Here is a 13,787-nt window from a genome sequence, read left to right as displayed (position 1 = left end):
GGAAAGGCCGAGGCAGCATCTCCGTCCGCTTCTTTGTCTTCTCTTGCAAAGGATTCCATGCGCCGACTGCTCTTATTCTGCCTTTTGCTGATTCCTCCGGGCTTTGCTGCCGCGCAGGACCTGACAGATTCGTTTTGGAAAGACTGGGAGCGCTTGCTGCGGGAAAACAGGTACGCTGAACTTGCCCGGCTGGTCCGTGTCGAAGCCGAACGGAATACCGATAGCTCCAAGCGGATGCTTTTTTTGGAAGCCGCTCATACCTGCGAAATTCACGCTGCAGCAATTGGTGAGCGCAAGGCACTTATCCGCGCCGCACTTTACGATGGTTCGTTCAGCAAGGGGCAAAAGCGGGAGTGGGGCGTTGATCTGGCAGAATATTACCTCGCTGAATGCCGCTACGACTCGGCACTTTATATTCTCGATTACGCTTTGCATATTCCGGAGCAGGTCCAGCGTTGCTTCGGTCCGCCCGATTTTCCAGTCCGGTACCGGCATGCCTGGATGCTGGCCCTCCAGGGTATTGGCAACATAGATTCCGCGATCCGGGTGTTTGCACCGGCAGCTTTCCTGGAGAAATCAACTCTTTTTTACCTTACAACCAAGGATCGATACGAGGGATACGTAGCAGATTTCGTGCGTCTGCTTCGGCGCAGGTATTCCCCGGAAGAACTGGCTGCCGCGGCAGAGGATATGATCCGGAAATCCGGTTTCCGCACCGAAACTGTGGCGCACTCCCGCAACGGCGAGGTCAGGTACATATACGTCTACCACCTTCTGGGAGCCGGCTACGATTACAACGGGGCTTACTTTGTGAGCCAGTCGAACCTGCAGCAACGAAACGAGGAACAAAGGACGAAACTCCGGACTATCTGCCTGTACCGGCTGCTCCGGGCCAGTGATTCGTTCATAGAGGGACTCTGAAGATCGCTCCGACGCCAACCTTCCTGAACCTTCAAAACCTTCAAAACCTTCAAAACCCCCAAAACCTTTGTTCTTACCTTTGCGCCGCAATGCGCAAGCTTTCCACCGAAGAACTGGACCGCCTCTCCGTCGACGAATTCAAGGCCGCCGAAAAGCTGCCCGTCATCGCCGTGCTGGAAAACGTGCGGAGCGCCTATAATGTCGGCTCGCTCTTTCGCACCTGCGACGCCTTTCGCCTCGAAGCGCTGTACCTCGTGGGCTACACCGCCTTCCCGCCGCATAAGGAGATCCGCAAGACGGCCCTCGGCGCTGAAGACACCGTAGCCTGGAAGCATTTCCGGCCGGTGGAGGAAGCCCTGGCCGACCTCCGCGCGCAGGGCTACCGTATTTATGCGGTCGAGCAGGCCGAAGGCAGCCGGATGCTGCAGGACGTTTCGGTAGCGGCAGGGGAGAAGGTCGCCGTCGTCTTCGGCAACGAGGTGACGGGCGTGGAGCAAACGACCATCGCGCAGTGCGACGGCTGTATCGAGATCCCGCAACTGGGGATGAAGCACTCGCTGAATGTGGCTACTGCGGCAGGGGTGGTGCTTTGGGAGCTCGTCCGGCAGCATTTGAAAAATTTTCAATAATCAATGTTCAATGTTCAATTCTCAAGGAGGGGATTGTACTTGAATATTGAGGATTGAGCGTTGACCATTGAACATATTATTACGATGACAACAGTCAAAAACTATCTCTCCCTCATCAAGTTCTCCCACACCATCTTCGCGATGCCCTTTGCGCTGATCGGGTTTTTCCTCGCGCTGATGCGACTTGATCTCGCCACATCGGTAATTCCGGGATGGCATACGACCATTTACCCTGAGGGATTCTGGAGGGAAATCGTCGTGAAGTTCCTTCTGGTCATACTTTGCATGGTCTTCGCCCGCTCGGCGGCCATGGCCTTCAACCGCTATATCGACCGGCGCTTCGACGAAAAGAACCCGCGTACCGCCATTCGCGAGATCCCCAAAGGCATCATCAGCCCGGAGAATGCCCTCGCCTTCACCATCGCCTGCTGTGTGCTGTTCATCGCCTGCACCTTTTTCATCAACCGAATTTGTTTTTACCTGTCGCTCGTGGCGCTCGCCGTGGTGCTGGGTTATAGCTACACGAAGCGCTTTACACCGCTCTGCCACCTTGTGCTGGGCGTCGGGCTTTCGCTGGCGCCCATCGGCGCCTGGCTCGCCGTTACGGGCTATTTTCACTGGCTGCCCCTGCTGTTTTCCTTCGCGGTCATCTTCTGGGTGAGCGGCTTCGACATCATCTATGCCATGCAGGATGTGGACTTCGACACATCGCAACAGCTTTATTCGATACCTGCCGCTGTCGGTAAGGCCCGGGCGCTCCGGATCTCCGAGTTCCTCCACCTGCTTTCGGCCGCCTGCGTGGTCGCTGCCGGCAGGTTCGGGCACTTCGGATGGCTTTATTGGATCGGCGTGCTCGTATTCGGCGGTATGCTCGTATACCAGCATTCCATCGTAAAGCCCACCGACCTCCGCCGCGTCAATATCGCGTTCATGACGGCCAACGGGATCGCATCGGTAGTATTTGCGGCTTTCGTCATCGCCGACCTGTTCGTACATTAACAACCGTTTGTAGTTTGTGGTTTGTTGTAGGAACGGGAGCTGCCCGTTTTGGTAGCGAACTAAAGCAAACCACAAACTACAAAGCACAAACTTCTCTCATGCCCCGAATCCTCGCAATCGACTATGGTGGTAAACGTACCGGTCTCGCCGTCACCGACCCGCTGCAGATCATCGCAACGGGCCTCATGACGATCGAGACGCAGAAGCTGCTGCCGTTTCTGAAAGACTATCTCAAAAAAGAGGACGTGGAGCTCGTGCTCATCGGCATGCCGACCAACTGGGACGACTCCGACACGCATATCACCGGCGCGGTGCGCAAATTCATCACGCTCTTCCAGAAGCAGTTTCCGGCGACGCCCATCCGCGAGGTCGATGAGCGGTACACATCCAAAATGGCGTCGCAGGCAATTTCGCAGATGGGGCTCAAAAAGAAGCGCCGCGAGCAGAAGGGCCTCATTGATGAAGTGGCGGCAACCATCATTCTGCAGGAGTACCTGCAACATAAATCCTAGTACCCCGGATCTCCCGGTCGCGGATCGGGCGCAGTGACCCGAACGCCCGCATTTGGCATCCTTTCCGCATCGCGGCATTAGCAGACTGGCAGATTAGCACAATAGCAGATTATCTTTGCGCCATGATTCTTCCTATTGTAGCTTATGGTCACCCGATATTGCGCCAGGTGGCTGAAGATATTGATCCGTCTGCGTATCCCGATCTCGACAAGCTGATTGCCGATATGTGGGAAACGATGTACGCCTCCAATGGCGTCGGTCTCGCCGCGCCGCAGATCAACCGCGGGCTTCGTCTCTTCGTGGTGGATTCCGAGCAGATCTTTGCCAACCAGGAGGAAGACGATGAGGACGATTACCCGGACGCGCCGGGCTACAAGGGCGTCTTTCTCAATGCGCATATCGTGGAAGAAGCGGGTGACGACTGGGCCTACAACGAAGGCTGCCTTTCCATCCCGCGCATCCGCGAGGATATTTACCGTGCCGAGGAAGTAACGATCCGCTACCTCGACGAGCACTTACAGCCGCAGGAGCGCACGTTCAACGGCGTTACGGGCCGCATCATCCTCCACGAATACGATCATATCGACGGGAAGCTCTTTATCGACCACCTGTCGCCGCTGAAGCGCAAGCTGATGAAGCGCAAGCTCGACGACATCTCGCGCGGCGCCATCCGTACCGATTACAAAATGCTGTTTCCCAAGAAATGAAGCACTACCTCCTTGCCGTAACGATCCTTCTCTCGCTCCGCGCTGCGGCCCAGACCGACACAAGCGATGTGGAGGCCGTGCGCCGCATGGTGACGCTGAGCGAGGTGGTGATCCGCAGCGACCTCAACGTGCCGCGCTTCCTCCAGCGCATCCGCACCGACTCCTCGTACTACAAGGCGTTCAAGAACCTGCATATCCTGGGTTATACGGCCGAGAACTACATCGAATTGTTCGACAAGAAGGGGCGCTCCGAAGCGAGCCTGCGGAGCAAGACGCGGCAGAACCGTGACGCCTCCTGCCGCACGATGGATGTGCTCGAAGAGCAGGTCACGGGCGACTTCTACGACAACGACCGCAATTACAACTACTACACCGCGCAGCTCTACGACGCCTTCTTCTTCACGCACGGTAAGGTTTGCGGCGAAACCAACATCGTTGCCGGCAGCGAGCACGACGTACACGGCAAGAAGGGCCTCGACAAGAACAAGGAGCAGCTCAAGATGCTTTTCTTCAACCCCGGTCAGAAGATCCCCGGCATTCCTTTTATCGGCAACAAGCTGGATGTGTTCGATGAGTCGGTGGCGAAGAACTACACCTATTCGATCGATACGTCTTCCTCCATCAACGGGATCGACTGCTACGTGTTCCGCATCGTGCGCCGCGACGACCTCAGGAAGTCGGAGCGTGGCGACATCGTGTTCGACAACATCACGACCTGGTTCAACCAGAAAACAATGGAGATCGTGGGCCGCACCTATGACCTTAGCTACGATGCCGGCGTTTACGACTTCGATGTGCACATGAAGGTGGAAATGATCAAGGTAGGCCCCTACGTGGTGCCCTATACCCTGAGCTACCGCGGCAACTGGTACCTCATGTTCAAGGGCCGCGAGCGGGGTGTGTTCAATGCCACGCTGCATGATTTCAAAATTCCCTGACCTCACCCCCGGCCCCTCTCCGGGACGGAGAGGGGGGACGAACCTCCTGAAATAGAGAAACCCGATGCCGAAAGCATCGGGTTTCTCTATCCCCTCTCCGCAGCGGAGAGGGGGTCAGGGGGTGAGGTCCTCCTGCATCCCCTTCGCATACTTCCGCCACTTCTCGATTACGGCCGCCATGTCTTCCGGCAACTCGGTTTCGAAGAACATGTCTTCGCCGGTACGGGGATGCTTGAAGCCGAGGGTTTTTGCATGCAGGGCCTGCCGCGGGCAGAGGGCAAAGCAGTTTTCGACGAACTGCTTGTACTTGGTATAGATCGTTCCCTTCAGGATGCGGTCGCCGCCATAGGTGTCGTCGTTAAAGAGCGTGTGGCCGATGTATTTCATGTGCACACGGATCTGGTGCGTACGCCCGGTTTCGAGCACGCATTCCACCAGCGTTACATAGTTGAAGCGCTCAAGCACCTTATAGTGGGTGATGGCATCTTTGCCGTGATCGCCTTCGGGGTAAGCTTCAAACAGCTTGCGGTAGCGAAGGTTGCGGCCGACGTGTGCTACAATGGTGCCTTCCTCCTGCTCCATATTGCCCCACACGAGGGCGCGGTAATGGCGCTTCACCGTGTGGTCGAAGAACTGCTTTGCGAGGTGCCGCATGGCGGCGTCGTTCTTCGCAAGCACCAGGAGGCCGCTTGTATTCTTGTCGATGCGGTGCACGAGCCCGAAGCGGGGGAGCACGCTTTCGTCGAGGCCGGGGTTTTGCTGCTTCAGGTAATAGGATATGCCGTTGAGCAGGGTGCCGCTGTAGTTGCCCGAGCCGGGGTGCACGACCATGCCCGCGGGCTTGTTGATAATCATGATGTCGGCATCCTCGTGCAGGATGTTGAGATCCATCTTCTCGGGTACGACGTCGGTGCTTTCGGGCGTCATGTCGGAGTACACGACGATCTGGTCGAGGGGCTTGATCTTGTAGTTCTGCTTCACGGCCTTGCCGTTCACCAGCACCATCCCCGCGTTGATGCCCCGCTGCAGCTTGTTGCGCGTGGCACCCTCGATGCGGCCCATCAGGAATTTGTCGATACGCAGCGGCTCCTGGCCCTTGTCGATCAGGTAGGTAAATCGCTCATAGAGCTCATCGCTGGCGTCGGCGGCTTCCGGGATGTTTGTTTCGTCGATGTTCATCAGCCCGCAAATATCGTGATTCGCGAATCGTGAATCGTCAAACACCCATCGCCCGGACCCTTCCAGGGGCAAGCGGCCTTCGGAAGCCGGGGAAAGGGAAAACAGGAATGCATTCACGCTTGACGATTCACGTTTAACGATCTTTGCCCCGATGAAACAACCCGTTATCTTACGCGACCTCGGCCATATGGGCTACCAGGACGCCTGGGCCTACCAGGAGCAGCTCCTGCAGGAAGCACTGGCCATCAAGGCCGTCGTACACCAGTCGACCGGGCCCATCGACCCGGCGACGCTTCCCACGAAGCACCACCTGCTCTTCGTGGAGCATCCGCCGGTATATACGCTCGGGAAGAGTGGGAAGATGGAGCACGTGCTGATCGACGAGCAGCAGCGCTCCGAAAAGGGTATCGAGTTTTTCCAGACCAACCGGGGCGGCGACATCACCTTTCACGGCCCCGACCAGGTAGTGGGCTATCCCATCCTCGACCTCGAGAAGTTCTATACCGATATCGGCAAATACCTGCGCGCGCTGGAAGACGTCATCATCGATACGCTCGGCGGCTATGGCATCAGCGCCGGCCGCTCGGCGGGGGAAACCGGTGTATGGATCGATGCCGAGGTAAAGGGCCAGGAGCGGAAGATCTGCGCCATGGGCGTGCGCTGCAGCCGCTGGGTCACCATGCACGGCTTTGCCCTCAACGTCAACACCGACCTGTCCTACTTCAACCACATCATCCCCTGCGGCATTGTCAACAAGAAGGTCACCTCGATCAAAGAGGAGCTCGGCCACGAAGTCCCGATGGCGGAAGTAAAGGAACGGTTGAAACAGAGCTTCTGCAAGGTCTTCGACGTTGAACTCGTTGAAGAATAACCGTCAGCGCCGGAACAATTTCGAACGCATGCAAAGCGGGTCCTACGGCCGCAGGTAGAATTTGTTTCGCTCCACGAGCTTGTCGTCGTTGTACAACTCAAAGAAGAACCAGCCGGAGTGGTAGAAGTTGCTCTTGTCGAAGAGGATCAGTTTTTCCTTGACATTCCTGATCTCAAAGAGCAGCGTATTGTCTTCGAAGAATTTGACACTATAGTTCTTGTCGGCTGCATCGGGGAGGCGCAGCTGCACATATCCCTCGTTGTTGGTAAATACGAAAACCGACGGAACCCACTCGGGCTTCCGTACCACCGGCGGCTTCACGCGTACCGAATCGCGCGGAACGCTGCGCGCCGAGTCGCGGGGAAGTCCCTGCACCGAGTCTTTCGGCACGACAACTCCGGGCACTGACGGCGGGCGCTGGGCTGCAGGCGGGAGCGCCACGCGGCTTGTATCGGGTCGCTTTGCTTTCGTGAAAAAATAGGAGCCGCCTTCCATCGCGTAAAACAGGCGGTACCACATATGGTCATTCGGAGCCTTCGTATCGGTAAAGCCATTCTGTACCGACTTCGCGTCAGCCACGGTAAGGATCGTCTTGAACGGGCCGATGCTGTCGAAGCCGCGCTGGATGGTGAGCTGCGCAATATTCGGGAAGGGGTTGACCCAGCTTACGATGATGCGGTTGTTGCGGGCATCGCGCACCGTAAACCGCGGCAGCGTGTCCTGCGCATGGGCAGCGCCCGAGCCGGCGAGAAGGAGCAGGAGAAAAAGGAGCAGTGATTTATTCGTCCTCAGGTCAAAAAAACGCATCGTTGCAAATATAGAAGGGCAGCGGCAATCGGTCAGAATATTAACGTTCCCGGAGGCAGGGATCGATTGCCCTGCAACCCGCCGCTGTGCAGCAACAGGACCCGGCTGCCCGGCTCGAAGCTGCCGCTGCGGATGAGGCAGTCGGCGGCGTAAAACAGCTTGCCCGTATACACAAAGTCGGAAGGGATGCCGGTGGCCTCGTACCAGTCGTTCATGAACTGCAGCAGGGCAGGAGTGGAGCGCGCATAGCCGCCCTCGTGGTAGTCGTGCAGCAGCGTGAAGCGCGCGGCCTGCCCGGGCGTTAGCAAGGCCTCGATGGCTCCCTGCAGCGAATGGTTGTTCTTCAGTACCGAAATGCCGATGCACTGCTGGCCCTGCGCCGAGGCGGCAACAAGGCCCGCCAGCGTCGTGCCTGTTCCAACGGCGGCCAGCACGTGGCTGTATTGTTCCCAATCGACGACGGATGCGATCCGCGCGGCGCCGCTGCGGCCTTCCGGTCCGTAGCCACCTTCGGGCACCAGCAGGTACGCATCCGGATCCAGCTCCGCAAGCGCCGCACCCGGAACCAGGCCGGCGCGGTAACCGGCGCGGTCGCTGTAGAAGAGGCGCATCCCGCGCGCCGCGGCATCGATGAGTGTGGCCGAAGGCGTGGCCGGCTCCTCGCCCCGAACAATACCGACCGCTTCGATACCGGCGCCACGGCAGGCTTCGGCCGTTGCCAGCAGGTGGTTGCTCCAGGGGCCGCCGAAGGTGAGCAGGCCGCGCTTCCGCTCCGCAAGCGCCCGCTCGAGCCAGGGCCTCAGCTTGAACCATTTGTTGCCCGATACGATGGGGTGGAGCTCATCCAGCCGCAGCACATCGACGTGCAGGCCGTAGGGTTGGTACAGATTTTTTACGGGCTCGGCGCGGATATGGGAAAGCGGCAGCTCCATCATGCGTGGGGCGTGAATGTAGTACATTCGCTCCCGATTTGTTTTGAACACGAATAATCAAGCATACAGATGAAACCTACTCTTGTGATCATGGCGGCGGGCATGGCCTCGCGCTACGGCAGTATGAAGCAGATCCAGCAATTCGGCCCCAGCGGCGAAACGATCATGGATTATTCCATTTTCGACGCCATCCGCGCGGGCTTCGGCAAAGTGGTCTTTATCATCCGCCGCGACTTCGCGGACGACTTCAAGCATATTTTCGAGCCCAAGCTCAAGGGTCGCATCGAAACCGAATACGTATTCCAGGACATGGACTCGTACCTGCCCGAAGGCTTCACGGCACCCGCCGACCGCAAGAAGCCCTGGGGAACCTCGCACGCCATCCTCTGCGCCCAAACGGCCGTCAGCGGCCCCTTTGCGGTGATCAATGCCGACGACTTCTACGGCGAGGACGGTTTCGAGAAGGCATCGCAGTTCCTGCAAAACGAGTGTAACGAGCGCACCTATGCGCTGGTGGGTTACCAGCTAAGCAAGACCCTTTCGGAGAACGGCTCCGTGAGCCGCGGCGTTTGCCAGGTGGATGCCGAAGGAAATCTGGTGGCCATCAACGAGCGCCTCAAGATCTACCGCAAAGACGGGGCGATGGTATCCGAAGAGCCCGACGGCTCCTTCCTGCCCCTCGACGAGAATACCCGCGCCTCGATGAACTTCTGGTGCTTTCACCCGTCGCTCTTTCCCTTCCTCCAGGAAGAATTCAGGAAGTTCCTCGACCAGCAGGGCCAGGACCCCAAGGCCGAATTCCTAATCCCGTATTCCTGCGACCAGTTTATCAAGAGCGGCCGCGGTGTGATCAAGGTGCTTGAGACATCGGCCCAATGGTTTGGCGTAACTTATAAGGAAGACGCACCCGTTGTTACCGAGAACATCCAGAAGCAGGTGGAGAGCAAGGCCTATCCCGACAACCTCTGGAACGTAGCGCTGTAAAATATTCAATACTCAATGCTCAATATTCAATTTTTAAGTCGTTCAGCGTTGAACATTAAGCATTGATATCAAAGAAGCCGCATCGTAGATGCGGCTTCTTTGTTAACTCGATGTTGGCCATTCTTCAGCTCACCTTCACCATATACACAAACTCCTGCATCCGTTTCACCTGCTGCTGCCGGCCGAGGCCGCGAAGGGAGGAGGATGCCGGCGCCTTTACGCGCTGGAAGGAAGTATCGGTTTTGGCAAGTTGGGCCAGTGCCTGGTAGATATATTTCGACTGGGTGGCGAATACTACGCCTTCGGCGGAGGTCTGGCGCTGGCGCAGCACGCCGATCACCTCGCCATTGTGGTTCAGGATTGGACCACCGGAGTTGCCCGGGTTGGCGGCGATATTGATCTGGCAGGAAAGCGTGTCGCCGTTATAGCCCGTTCGGGCTGCCAGGTAACCTTCGCCGTACACGATGTCGTTGCGCGGGAAACCCAGCGTAAAGACGGGCTCGGCGATCTCGGTTCCCGATTTGCGCAGGGCATAGGGGAGAGCAGTCGGTGCCTTATAGGAGCGGTCGTCGATCTTGAGGATGGCAAGGTCGCGGGCTTCGTCGGAAAAGACGACGCGGGCTACATACTCGGTGCCGTTGTTGTTCTGCACGGCGATGTTGCGGGCGCCTTTCACTACATGCGCACTCGTCACGACGAGGCCTTTTACGTCGACCAGGAAGCCTGTCCCCCCGGTTTTATATACGATGGGATCGACCGGCGCCTCCACCGGCAGGCTGTTGCTTACGGCAGTCTTTACACTGCGGATCTCGTTATCCTGCTCGCGGTTGTGCTTTTGAATGTTGTCGATCTTGCGGCTCAGATCTTCCACGTCGCGGGTGGCCGTCTTAACGGGCGATACCGACCAGAGGAGGGCGGAGATGGCCACGGCGGTAACGCCCGCGATGGAGGCCGCGATGGCCGCCGTGCGCTTGTAGCGGTTAAAGAGGTAGGCAATACGGGCGCGGCCCTGCAGGCGGGGGCTTTCGATGGCGCCGGCCTCGGCAAGGTCAAGATGGATCTCGTTGAGACGGGCCTTCAGGTTGCGGGTTTCATCGAACCGGTGAAACTGCTGCAGGAAATAGGTGTGCTCCACCACGAGCTGGTCGATCTCGGGGTTCGACTTGCGCAGGCCTTCAAACCACACACGCTCATCGGGGCTCATCTGCCCGTTGATATAACGCTCCACAGCTTCGAGTAAATTTAGGTCATCCATCACACGTCGTTTTTATACTGCGAAAAGAAGAGTTTCTTCAGCCGCACCAGGCATTTGTATTTCTGGTTCTTGGCATTGTCGGCATTAGTGTAGCCAAAGGCGGCCGCGATATCCTGCATCCCCTTTTTCTGGAGGTAAAAGGCCTCCAGCAGGCTCCGGCATGGTTCGCCAAGACCCCCAAGTGCCCGCTCCATGAGCTCGAACTCCTGGTTGCGCTGCTCGTGGCTCTCGAGCTCTTCCTCTACGGGTACCGTTTCGGCATGCGCCTCGCCGATCACAAAGCGGTTCTGCTGCACGAGGCGCTTCAGCCAGAGGCGGCGGCTCACCGAGTAGAGGTAGGTCTTCAGCTGGCAATGAAGCTCGAACGAGCCTTCTTTCACCTTTTCATAAAGCACCAGCAGGGCTTCCTGGAAGATGTCTTTGGCATCGTCGGCGGATCCGCTGTTGTTGACCACCAGTGCCTGGACCATACCATAATTGTCGCGGTAGATCGTTTCGATCGCTTTCCGGTCGTTCCGGGCCAGTCCCTGGAGGAGGGTCGTTTCGTTCTGCACTGCCTTCACTAATCCTGTTTTAATTCCAAAAATTAAAAATAGTAACCCGGTAGGGGCGTTAAAAAATATTTTCCGGAAGCGGGGTTACCTTTTTTCAATCCGGGTATTAATGCTTACAAACCGGCCTTCCTGACGAAAATCAGGTTTCCGGTCCGGCCCTCAACAAGCCACAAAGAAGCTGAAAACTATTGGATCTATAAATTCAATAACCATTAAAAACAAAAACAACATCATGAAAAAGTTCTTCCTCGCAGCCGTAGTTGCTGCCGCCCTGGTTTCCTGCTCGAGCAACGAAAGCAAGACGACTGAAACAAAAGACACTACGACTGTAGTTACGCCCCAGGCTCCTGATACTACCCAGGTAGTTAAGACGACTGAGGTTACCACCGACACTACCCACAAAGAGGGTACGGACACTACCAAGCACTAATTTATCAGTGCGCGCTTGCCCGCAATAACGAATTGATCGTTTTATTCATATGGCAAGCAATCGAACGGCCTCCCTTTTCAGGGAGGCTTTTTGATGTACCCCCGTTCGGATCCAAATCACGGCAATAACCCGGGAAACGGGGGCTTTCCGCTTTAAAATTGGCTTCCCCTTCCGATATTCCTTGTTCAATATTCGATATTCGATATTCTTTAGCGGTACCTTTGCAGCTTCATGACAGAATCTACAATTACGTTCGACGCCCTTGGCCTGCGCGAAGAACTGCTGAGCGCTGTGCGCGACCTCGGCTTTACCCAGCCTACTTCGATTCAGGAAAAAGCGATCCCGGTGCTGCTTTCCGGCACTAAGGACCTCATCGGCCTCGCCCAGACCGGAACCGGCAAAACAGCCGCCTTCGGCCTTCCCCTGCTGCAGCTCATCGACGCAGCCCAGAAAAATCCCCAGGCCCTCGTGGTCTGCCCCACCCGTGAGCTCTGCATGCAGATCGTGAACGAGGTGGAGATCTTCAAAAAGCACCTCAAAGGCGTGAACGTGGTGGCCGTATACGGCGGCACCTCCATCAGCCAGCAGATCCGCGACATCCGCCGCGGCGTCCAGATCGTGGTGGCCACCCCCGGCCGCCTCATCGACCTGATCGAGCGCAAAGCCATCAACCTGGAAGAGATCCAGTACGTGGTGCTCGACGAAGCCGATGAAATGCTGTCGATGGGCTTCCAGGAAGACATCGAGTTCATCCTCAAGAATACCCCCAAGCGCAACGCCACCTGGCTGTTCAGCGCCACCATGCCGCCGGAGATCCGCCGCGTCACCCAGCGCTACATGAAAGAGCCCTTCGAGATCACGGTGGGCAAGAAGAACACTGCCAACAAGAATATCGACCACCAGTTCTGCGTCACCACGGCACACCACCGCTACGAGACGCTGAAGCGGATCATCGACTTCAACCCCGGGATGTACGGCATCATCTTCACCCGCACGAAGGCCGACGCCCAGGAAATCGCCGAGAAGCTCACCCGCGAGGGCTACGACATCGACGCCCTGCACGGCGACCTCTCGCAGTCGCAGCGCGATAAGGTGATGGACGAGTTCCGCGAGAAAACGCTGCAGCTCCTCATCGCCACCGATGTGGCCGCCCGCGGTATCGACGTATCGGGCATCACCCACGTGATCAACTACGAGCTCCCCGACGACGTGGAAGTATACACCCACCGCTCGGGCCGTACGGGCCGCGCCGGCAAAACCGGTGTCTGCCTCTCGATCGTACATATGCGCGAGGCTTTCAAGATCAAGCAGATCGAGCGCCTTGTACAGGTGCCCTTCCACAAGGTGGAGATCCCCACGGGAAAGGACGTTTGCCGCAAGCAGTTCTTCTTCTTTATGGACAAGCTCCTTGGCACCGACATCAGCCACGGCGATTACGCTACCTATATCCCGATGCTGGAAGAAAAGTTCGCCGACATCAGCAAGGAAGAAGTGCTCCAGCGCGTTGCTGCCCTCGAGTTCGACCGCTTCCTCCGCTACTATGAAAATGCGGAAGACCTCAACCTGCGCCAGGCCGACCGCCGCGACGACCGTCGTGAGCGCACGCCCGATTCTCGCGCCGAGCGCAAGGGAGGCAAGCACCAGCCTTCTTCGGGCAATATGGTGAAGCTCTTTGTCAACCTCGGTACGAAAGACGGTTTCTACAAGGCTTCCTTCCTCCAGTTCATCCTCGATATGTGCGACCTCCCGAAAGATGTGCTTGGCCGCATCGACCTAAAGGAGCTCAACACCTGGCTGGAAGTGGACCAGAGTGTAGCACAGCAGATGATGCGGGCCATCGACGGCAAGAAGTTCAAGGGCCGCCGCATCCGCATGAACGAGGCAGATTCCTTCCGGAAGTAATTTCGGCTGCCCGATCGGGGATTCCGGAAATTATCTATATTTGAAAGAGATGATCGCAACAAACGCATATCGCTGGTTTACCTTTTATTACTCCAAACAGGAGCCGGGTAAGCTTTGTTGATGCAGCAATACAGAACAACGTAAACACATCATAAAAGGTCCCGGCA

15 protein-coding genes are annotated in these 13,787 nt (G+C 57.3%); 10 read left to right on the top strand and 5 right to left on the bottom strand.

Going from position 1 to position 13,787, the window contains the following annotated elements:
- Positions 1–57 precede the first annotated feature (57 nt).
- The 6 genes from ACYU7Z_RS06175 (at position 58) to ACYU7Z_RS06150 (ending at position 4,706) form a co-directional block, all read left to right on the top strand.
- Positions 58–921 (top strand): hypothetical protein, encoded by an 864-nt coding sequence (locus ACYU7Z_RS06175; RefSeq protein ID WP_460568460.1) that lies wholly within the window; start codon positions 58–60, stop codon positions 919–921.
- Positions 922–1,010: 89 nt separating this feature from the next.
- The gene (locus tag ACYU7Z_RS06170; protein ID WP_460568459.1) at positions 1,011–1,550 is read left to right on the top strand and encodes an RNA methyltransferase; all 540 of its coding nucleotides are present in this window, start codon (positions 1,011–1,013) and stop codon (positions 1,548–1,550) included.
- 84 nt (positions 1,551–1,634) lie between these two features.
- Positions 1,635–2,549, top strand: a complete 915-nt coding sequence (locus tag ACYU7Z_RS06165; protein ID WP_460568457.1) for a UbiA prenyltransferase family protein — start codon at positions 1,635–1,637, stop codon at positions 2,547–2,549.
- A 98-nt stretch (positions 2,550–2,647) separates the two neighbouring features.
- Positions 2,648–3,061, top strand: a complete 414-nt coding sequence (ruvX, locus tag ACYU7Z_RS06160; RefSeq protein WP_460568455.1) for a RuvX/YqgF family protein — start codon at positions 2,648–2,650, stop codon at positions 3,059–3,061.
- A gap of 122 nt (positions 3,062–3,183) precedes the next feature.
- Positions 3,184–3,768 carry a peptide deformylase gene (gene def, locus ACYU7Z_RS06155; protein ID WP_460568453.1) on the top strand — a complete coding sequence of 195 codons (585 nt, stop codon included), beginning with the start codon at positions 3,184–3,186 and terminating at the stop codon, positions 3,766–3,768.
- Positions 3,765–4,706, top strand: coding sequence for a hypothetical protein (locus ACYU7Z_RS06150; RefSeq protein ID WP_460568451.1), 942 nt, complete (start codon positions 3,765–3,767; stop codon positions 4,704–4,706). Before def ends, ACYU7Z_RS06150 begins: the two co-directional genes overlap by 4 nt.
- A 114-nt stretch (positions 4,707–4,820) precedes the next feature.
- On the opposite strand, the gene ACYU7Z_RS06145 is transcribed toward ACYU7Z_RS06150, so the two are convergent.
- A complete protein-coding gene (locus ACYU7Z_RS06145) occupies positions 4,821–5,885 on the bottom strand; it encodes an RluA family pseudouridine synthase (protein ID WP_460568449.1) in 1,065 nt (354 codons plus the stop codon).
- Positions 5,886–6,036: 151 nt separating this feature from the next.
- On the opposite strand from ACYU7Z_RS06145, the gene lipB reads away from it, so the two are divergent.
- Complete coding sequence (gene lipB, locus ACYU7Z_RS06140; RefSeq protein WP_460568447.1) at positions 6,037–6,756, top strand: lipoyl(octanoyl) transferase LipB; 720 nt, start codon at positions 6,037–6,039, stop codon at positions 6,754–6,756.
- A gap of 42 nt (positions 6,757–6,798) precedes the next feature.
- Here the strand turns inward: lipB and ACYU7Z_RS06135 are convergent, their stop codons facing one another.
- The gene (locus ACYU7Z_RS06135) at positions 6,799–7,563 is read right to left on the bottom strand and encodes a hypothetical protein (protein WP_460568445.1); all 765 of its coding nucleotides are present in this window, start codon (positions 7,561–7,563) and stop codon (positions 6,799–6,801) included.
- 32 nt (positions 7,564–7,595) lie between these two features.
- On the bottom strand, positions 7,596–8,522 hold the full coding sequence (locus ACYU7Z_RS06130; RefSeq protein WP_460568443.1) for a 1-aminocyclopropane-1-carboxylate deaminase/D-cysteine desulfhydrase: 927 nt from the start codon (positions 8,520–8,522) through the stop codon (positions 7,596–7,598).
- 42 nt (positions 8,523–8,564) lie between these two features.
- On the opposite strand from ACYU7Z_RS06130, the gene ACYU7Z_RS06125 reads away from it, so the two are divergent.
- A complete protein-coding gene (locus tag ACYU7Z_RS06125) occupies positions 8,565–9,479 on the top strand; it encodes a glycosyltransferase family protein (RefSeq protein ID WP_460568441.1) in 915 nt (304 codons plus the stop codon).
- A gap of 124 nt (positions 9,480–9,603) precedes the next feature.
- On the opposite strand, the gene ACYU7Z_RS06120 is transcribed toward ACYU7Z_RS06125, so the two are convergent.
- Together ACYU7Z_RS06120 and ACYU7Z_RS06115 are read right to left on the bottom strand one after the other, a co-directional pair.
- Positions 9,604–10,734 (bottom strand): S1C family serine protease, encoded by a 1,131-nt coding sequence (locus tag ACYU7Z_RS06120; RefSeq protein WP_460568439.1) that lies wholly within the window; start codon positions 10,732–10,734, stop codon positions 9,604–9,606.
- Positions 10,734–11,297 (bottom strand): RNA polymerase sigma factor, encoded by a 564-nt coding sequence (locus tag ACYU7Z_RS06115; RefSeq protein WP_460568437.1) that lies wholly within the window; start codon positions 11,295–11,297, stop codon positions 10,734–10,736. Before ACYU7Z_RS06115 ends, ACYU7Z_RS06120 begins: the two co-directional genes overlap by 1 nt.
- Positions 11,298–11,520: 223 nt before the next feature.
- Here ACYU7Z_RS06115 and ACYU7Z_RS06110 point away from each other — a divergent pair, with 223 nt between their 5' ends.
- Entirely contained in the window at positions 11,521–11,718 is a 198-nt protein-coding gene (locus ACYU7Z_RS06110) for a hypothetical protein (protein WP_460568435.1), read from the top strand.
- Between the two features lie 231 nt (positions 11,719–11,949).
- Positions 11,950–13,620, top strand: coding sequence for a DEAD/DEAH box helicase (locus ACYU7Z_RS06105; protein ID WP_460568433.1), 1,671 nt, complete (start codon positions 11,950–11,952; stop codon positions 13,618–13,620).
- Positions 13,621–13,787: the final 167 nt, after the last annotated feature.

Source organism: Flaviaestuariibacter terrae (genome assembly GCF_054777635.1).
Note: the sequence above shows the minus strand (reverse complement) of the source record. Positions and strands in the feature narration are given on the sequence as shown.

Coding starts and splice junctions, on each gene's coding strand:
- ACYU7Z_RS06165 (WP_460568457.1), top strand. CDS start 1,635: ATGACAACAGTCAAAAACTATCTCTCCCTCATCAAGTTCTCCCACACC.
- ACYU7Z_RS06130 (WP_460568443.1), bottom strand. CDS start 8,522: ATGTACTACATTCACGCCCCACGCATGATGGAGCTGCCGCTTTCCCAT.
- ACYU7Z_RS06105 (WP_460568433.1), top strand. CDS start 11,950: ATGACAGAATCTACAATTACGTTCGACGCCCTTGGCCTGCGCGAAGAA.
- ACYU7Z_RS06170 (WP_460568459.1), top strand. CDS start 1,011: ATGCGCAAGCTTTCCACCGAAGAACTGGACCGCCTCTCCGTCGACGAA.
- ACYU7Z_RS06175 (WP_460568460.1), top strand. CDS start 58: ATGCGCCGACTGCTCTTATTCTGCCTTTTGCTGATTCCTCCGGGCTTT.
- def (WP_460568453.1), top strand. CDS start 3,184: ATGATTCTTCCTATTGTAGCTTATGGTCACCCGATATTGCGCCAGGTG.
- ACYU7Z_RS06110 (WP_460568435.1), top strand. CDS start 11,521: ATGAAAAAGTTCTTCCTCGCAGCCGTAGTTGCTGCCGCCCTGGTTTCC.
- lipB (WP_460568447.1), top strand. CDS start 6,037: ATGAAACAACCCGTTATCTTACGCGACCTCGGCCATATGGGCTACCAG.
- ACYU7Z_RS06120 (WP_460568439.1), bottom strand. CDS start 10,734: ATGGATGACCTAAATTTACTCGAAGCTGTGGAGCGTTATATCAACGGG.
- ruvX (WP_460568455.1), top strand. CDS start 2,648: ATGCCCCGAATCCTCGCAATCGACTATGGTGGTAAACGTACCGGTCTC.
- ACYU7Z_RS06125 (WP_460568441.1), top strand. CDS start 8,565: ATGAAACCTACTCTTGTGATCATGGCGGCGGGCATGGCCTCGCGCTAC.
- ACYU7Z_RS06150 (WP_460568451.1), top strand. CDS start 3,765: ATGAAGCACTACCTCCTTGCCGTAACGATCCTTCTCTCGCTCCGCGCT.
- ACYU7Z_RS06135 (WP_460568445.1), bottom strand. CDS start 7,563: ATGCGTTTTTTTGACCTGAGGACGAATAAATCACTGCTCCTTTTTCTC.
- ACYU7Z_RS06145 (WP_460568449.1), bottom strand. CDS start 5,885: ATGAACATCGACGAAACAAACATCCCGGAAGCCGCCGACGCCAGCGAT.